Origin of the sequence: Mordavella massiliensis (genome assembly GCF_016901695.1) — a bacterium.
Lineage (GTDB): Bacteria > Bacillota > Clostridia > Lachnospirales > Lachnospiraceae > Claveliimonas > Claveliimonas massiliensis_A.
Map to the genome: position 1 here is coordinate 1 of NZ_JACJKS010000116.1, position 221 is coordinate 221.

Genomic DNA, 221 nt, shown 5'->3' on the forward strand with positions numbered 1-221 from the left:
GGCGGTGTATCTGGGCGACCCATTGGAACGCTTTGACGCGGTGGTGGAAGGAGACTTCCTCGTGTTTGAAACCGACCATTTGAGCCAGTACGCAATCCTTGGTTCTAACACGCCGTTTGAAACCAGCGAAAAGCCGACCGACCCCACCGACCCAACTGACCCCACTACTCCAACAGATCCCACCGATCCGGCTGGGCCGACTGACCCGACCACCCCGACAG

The 221-nt window shown here is 59.3% G+C and carries 1 protein-coding gene; it reads left to right on the forward strand.

The annotated features are described in order from the left end of the window. The coding region (locus H6A20_RS13350) for a hypothetical protein (protein ID WP_204907560.1) at positions 1 to 221 on the forward strand (221 nt) is incomplete at both ends.